The organism is Myroides sp. LoEW2-1 (assembly GCF_009767705.1).
Classification (GTDB): Bacteria; Bacteroidota; Bacteroidia; order Flavobacteriales; family Flavobacteriaceae; genus Flavobacterium; species Flavobacterium album_A.
The window spans coordinates 1-4,689 of the sequence record NZ_WSPP01000056.1 but is presented as its reverse complement, the minus strand read 5'-3'; the positions used below and the strand labels follow the sequence as shown (position 1 = coordinate 4,689).

Annotated in this window: 4 protein-coding genes, 1 tRNA gene and 1 pseudogene; 4 read left to right on the top strand and 2 right to left on the bottom strand. The window is 32.1% G+C overall.

Annotation, left to right across the window (positions count from 1 at the left end; translation table 11 throughout):
• Positions 1-75: pseudogene (locus tag GOQ24_RS16915) on the top strand (transposase); the annotation flags it as partial.
• Positions 76-183: 108 nt separating this feature from the next.
• On the opposite strand, the gene GOQ24_RS04020 reads toward GOQ24_RS16915, so the two are convergent.
• A tRNA-Arg gene (locus tag GOQ24_RS04020) sits at positions 184-257 on the bottom strand.
• 314 nt (positions 258-571) lie between these two features.
• The gene (locus tag GOQ24_RS04015) at positions 572-1,690 is read right to left on the bottom strand and encodes a DEAD/DEAH box helicase (protein WP_155093458.1); all 1,119 of its coding nucleotides are present in this window, start codon (positions 1,688-1,690) and stop codon (positions 572-574) included.
• Between the two features lie 393 nt (positions 1,691-2,083).
• Between GOQ24_RS04015 and GOQ24_RS04010 the strand changes: the two genes are divergently transcribed.
• From GOQ24_RS04010 to GOQ24_RS04000, 3 genes are all read left to right on the top strand, one after another.
• The gene (locus GOQ24_RS04010) at positions 2,084-2,812 is read left to right on the top strand and encodes an MBL fold metallo-hydrolase (RefSeq protein WP_160339161.1); all 729 of its coding nucleotides are present in this window, start codon (positions 2,084-2,086) and stop codon (positions 2,810-2,812) included.
• A 74-nt stretch (positions 2,813-2,886) separates the two neighbouring features.
• Positions 2,887-4,398, top strand: coding sequence for a hypothetical protein (locus tag GOQ24_RS04005; RefSeq protein ID WP_160339160.1), 1,512 nt, complete (start codon positions 2,887-2,889; stop codon positions 4,396-4,398).
• Between the two features lie 62 nt (positions 4,399-4,460).
• The gene (locus GOQ24_RS04000) at positions 4,461-4,652 is read left to right on the top strand and encodes a hypothetical protein (protein WP_160339159.1); all 192 of its coding nucleotides are present in this window, start codon (positions 4,461-4,463) and stop codon (positions 4,650-4,652) included.
• The last annotated feature ends 37 nt before the right edge of the window (positions 4,653-4,689 follow it).

The following is a 4,689-nucleotide window of genomic DNA, read 5'->3' as shown; positions in this document are numbered from 1 at the left end:
GCATTCAGAGCTCAGTTTAGAGGTGTAAGAGATATTGATTTCTTTTTATACAGATTGACTAAGCTTTATGCCTAAACACAACTTTTGAGATTGATCCCTTTTGTAATCGATTTTGAAATCCACTCTTTAAATTAGATAAGAATGTAAACAAAAAAAGCCCCAACATTTGTTGAGGCTTTTTTGTGATCCAGTCAGGATTCGAACCTGAGACCTACTGCTTAGAAGGCAGTTGCTCTATCCAGCTGAGCTACTGGACCGTCCTTAAACTTAGTGTTTAATTAGGCGTCTGTAATGAGTCTAACACTGTGTGTGTCTCATTTTGACGTTGCAAATATATTGCTTTTTAAATATACGAAACAAGTAAAAAATAATGTTTTTTTCGATGTTTTCAACAACTATTTGAGAAGTAAATAGTTATCGGGTATATTTTTTTACTTTTATATAAAAATAATCCTATGTCTCTCTCTAAGCTTGTGTTTATTCAACAATAGATTTGATTTGTTGCGAGAATAAACCTTAAAGGTGATACCGACTTTTATAGCGTTTAATAGTGAAACAAGTAGATAGGAGCCTATAATTCAACTTTCTTAATTGGAATTTTAAATCCTATTAATTTTTGAATATTCATTAGATCCTTTTTTTCTGTTTCATCACAAAATGAAATAGCAACTCCATTTGCACCAGCTCGTCCTGTACGGCCAATGCGATGTACATAAGTTTCGGAAATATTGGGAAGTTCGTAATTAACTACACAAGGGAGCTCATCTATATCGATACCACGTGCAGCAATATCAGTGGCAATTAACACATTGATTGTATTCGTTTTGAAGTTCTCAAGGGCGCGCTGTCTTGCATTTTGAGATTTATTTCCGTGAATTGCAGCTGACTGTATCCCTGCCTTTAAAAGCTTTTTGACTAATTTATCCGCTCCATATTTTGTACGGGTAAATACCAATATACGCTCTTTTGGCTTGTCTTTAAGCAAGTGAATTAGCAATTCTTGCTTGTTTTCTTTATCGACAAAGTAAACAGATTGTTCAATGGTCTTTGCTGTCGATGAAACAGGTGTCACATTTACTTCTGTTGGTTTATATAAAATAGATTGGGCAAACTTTCTAATTTCAGTAGGCATTGTAGCCGAGAAAAATAATGTTTGTTTTTTCTTAGGTAACTTGGTTAGTATCTTTTTGATGTCGTGTATGAAACCACTATCGAGCATTCGGTCAGCTTCGTCCAAAACAAATAGTTCGATTTGATTCAATTTAACAACGTTTTGATTGATTAAGTCCAGCAGTCTACCTGGTGTAGCGATTAATATATCACAGCCTCTTCTTACTTGATTAATTTGCTTTTCAGCAGATACGCCTCCGAAGATCGTTGTATGTTTCAAAGAAAGGTTTTGGCCATATAGTTTAAAATTGTCGCTGATTTGTATTGCAAGTTCTCTTGTAGGGGTGAGAATTAAAGCTTTAATTCCCTTATTAGCATGCTCGTTATTGTGCAATATTTGTAAAATCGGTATGGCAAAAGAAGCTGTTTTACCTGTTCCTGTTTGGGCACATCCGATAATATCTTTTCTATCAAGCACAATAGGGATTGCTTGTTTTTGAATAGGTGTTGGTGCAGTATAACCTACTTGTTCGATAGCATCGAGTATTGGCGTAATGATATTGAGATCTTTAAAGTTCATTTTGTTGTTTTATATTTTTTCATTTTTCACAATGGAATTTAAACAGTTTATAGGTAATAAACTGTAATTTTCTATTATGTGTAATGAGTTTTTTAATTGAAATACAGCAAAGGAGGTAAAACCACTTTTAAATGTATTATTTTCTCTTGCCTCTATGAGATTGAACCTCTTACAATATATAGGCAACTGAAAAAACAAAAAATCAAAAGACGTTGATATAAAGTTATTTCAGAGAAATGATTGTAGTAGCTTTCTTAATTGAGCGCGAACAAATATAGATATATTATATGCTTATTTAATACTTTTTATTTATTATCTTCTTTTGTAGAGGATTGTTTAAAAGGGGTGTTTTATTTTCTACTTATCTTTGCTACCACAAATTCACACAAAAAAATGATAAAAGTAGTTCCCCTGAAAGAAGGAGATTTTTATGAAGATGAGGTAAAGAACTTTTTGCCAATTGGAGATAAGGTATTAACAACGGAAATACAGTTAGCTGTACAGCCTTTTCTTATCATAACGGATCATCACAAGACTTTATTAGATGCTGGTTTAGGATATCAAGAGAATGGAACCTATATCATAGATCAGTTGCTTGAAAAAGAGGGATTAACTCCTTTAGATATTGATAGAGTCCTGATGTCGCATTTACACAAGGATCATGTTAATGGTCTTGTTGAAGATACAGAAAAGGGATATAAAGGACGTTTTCCCAACGCAGATATTTATATTCAGCGTAGGGAAGTTGCTTTTGCAGAACTTTCTATGGATGATATATCTTTTGATTATGATATTTTAGAGGAGGTCTTAGCCTTGCCTAATATTATATGGATGAATGGAGATAGAGGGAATATAGTTGACTGTATTTCGTATGAAGTAGTAGGAGGCCACACGCCTTATATGCAAGTATTTTGGATAAAAGACGATGAGCAGATTATCTTTTATGGAGCTGATAACTTACCTAAGTATAATTATCTGGAATTTAATATGGCTTTTAAAAGCGACTATGATGGAAAGTTGGCGATGAAGTGGCGTGGGGACTGGAAGGTACAGGCAGAAGCAGAGCACTGGACAATGCTGTTTTATCACGATATGGATAAAGTAATGTATATATGTGAATAAATGGTAGTGTCGAATCTATTTTGTGATTAATTAATGTTTATTTTTGTTAATATGATTAATAATTACAGAATAAAATGAGTAAGTTCTACTTAAATATATTTTTATTAGCTTTTGTGACAACGTTCTCTATGTACGCTCAACCTGGTTTTACAGGTCAAGAGATGAGAGGTATCGTTGGAAGTATTTCTAAGCGAATTGCCGAAGATTCTTTGAATGTAGGCTTGAGAATTAGCCGTTTAGATTTGACATTTAATTCAGCTATTGATTTGCATACAAAAGGTAATGTGCGTGACGAAAATGGAGAGAAGCTGTATAGTAAAATGTCCTATCTAGGGCTGTCTTTTGAAGAATTGATGGACGATATTAATTTCTTAATTCACGCTGAACAGAATGGCTTAGATGGTATTAAAGGAGTGAAGTATATTTTGCGTCGTGGGTTAATGAACTTTTATTTAGGAAACTATGAAAATGCCTTAGATGATTATATGAAGGCATTAGTACAAGTAGAAAAAGATCCGACTTTGAAAGATAGTAAAGAAAGTGTTTATAAGCATTTGGCTATATACTATTATAATTTAGCAAAACACGAATCAGTAGCTGTTGAACAAAATTTAGAACAGTCTTTAGAGTATGTTGAAAAGTTGAGTACAATTGAGTTGAACTATAAGGCAACCGAGATGAGTAAACAGTATATGGATAGATACGAAACTTGGAAAGAAGAACTATTGACTACCTTTCATTACGATGAGCGATTGGAAGCGTATTATAAAGTATTACTAAAAGAACAGTATCGATTTTTTACTTACCGGTATAAGTATTATTTAAAATACTATAATAAAGATACAGATACAGACTCAGATAGATATCAAAGTAATAGATTCTTTAAGTACACATTAAATTATGCTAATAAGTTAGCGATTTTGTACATTAAACAGAATAGACTTTCGGAAGCAGAGTATATTGTCAATCAATGTTTAAAGTATTTTCCTCAGACAAAGTCAGGTTATATTTTAGATGGTTATTCAGTTAATCCTTTTTACTATACTTTGAGTTCTGTCTATAGGACAGATTCTCGTTTTGATGAAGAACTGGATGCTTTGATTAATGCCTTTAGTATGGCTGGTGGTAGGATACAGTTCGATTTAATCGAGTTAGAAAACTATCTAAATGAAAAGTTAGTTGACCATCCTAAGGAACCTCGCTTGTATTTACTTTTAGCTAATTGTAAAGTGAATTACAGTATATCTAATCATTTAGAGTATCGAGAAGATGAAATACTCAATTTGTTAACTAAAGCCGAGAAACTTGGGTATAAGAAAGCTCAGTTATATTATCTCAGAGCCACGATATACCTTCATTCGAAGGATAGTCAATATAAAAAAGGTTTGATAGCAATAGAAAAAGCTTTGAAATTAGATAGTGCCAATCCAAGTTTACAACTTTTAAAGTACTATATTGTTAGAAGGTTGCCTTCACTTACAAAACAACACAACCAGTTTTTAACAATGTTCAATAATTATGATCAGCCAGAAATTATAAATAATCCTGATATAAGTGATTTCATTAATAAGATAACAGAAAACTAATCTGATTATTTTTTAAGATGTTGTATATTAAAGTTTTATATTTTATATAATGTAAAATAGCTATGAGTAAAAGAGATTTGTTTGTTGCATTAGTAAAGTTAATAGGATTCTACTTATTCCTTACCTATTTCTTGTCTCTATTGAGTACTTTGTACTATTGGATTAGTGTTGAAGAAAATACTTTAAGTGTGGATATCCAAACGAAATCTGGACAATTAGTTAAGCAGCTTTATTACTATTTATTATTTGATTAAATTCGTTGATTGTCTGGTAGTTTAAGTAGGAGTGTCT

Bases quoted from the DNA above. Each gene is read 5' to 3' on its own strand.
- GOQ24_RS04015 (WP_155093458.1), bottom strand. From the start codon at position 1,690: ATGAACTTTAAAGATCTCAATATCATTACGCCAATACTCGATGCTATC.
- GOQ24_RS04010 (WP_160339161.1), top strand. From the start codon at position 2,084: ATGATAAAAGTAGTTCCCCTGAAAGAAGGAGATTTTTATGAAGATGAG.
- GOQ24_RS04005 (WP_160339160.1), top strand. From the start codon at position 2,887: ATGAGTAAGTTCTACTTAAATATATTTTTATTAGCTTTTGTGACAACG.
- GOQ24_RS04000 (WP_160339159.1), top strand. From the start codon at position 4,461: ATGAGTAAAAGAGATTTGTTTGTTGCATTAGTAAAGTTAATAGGATTC.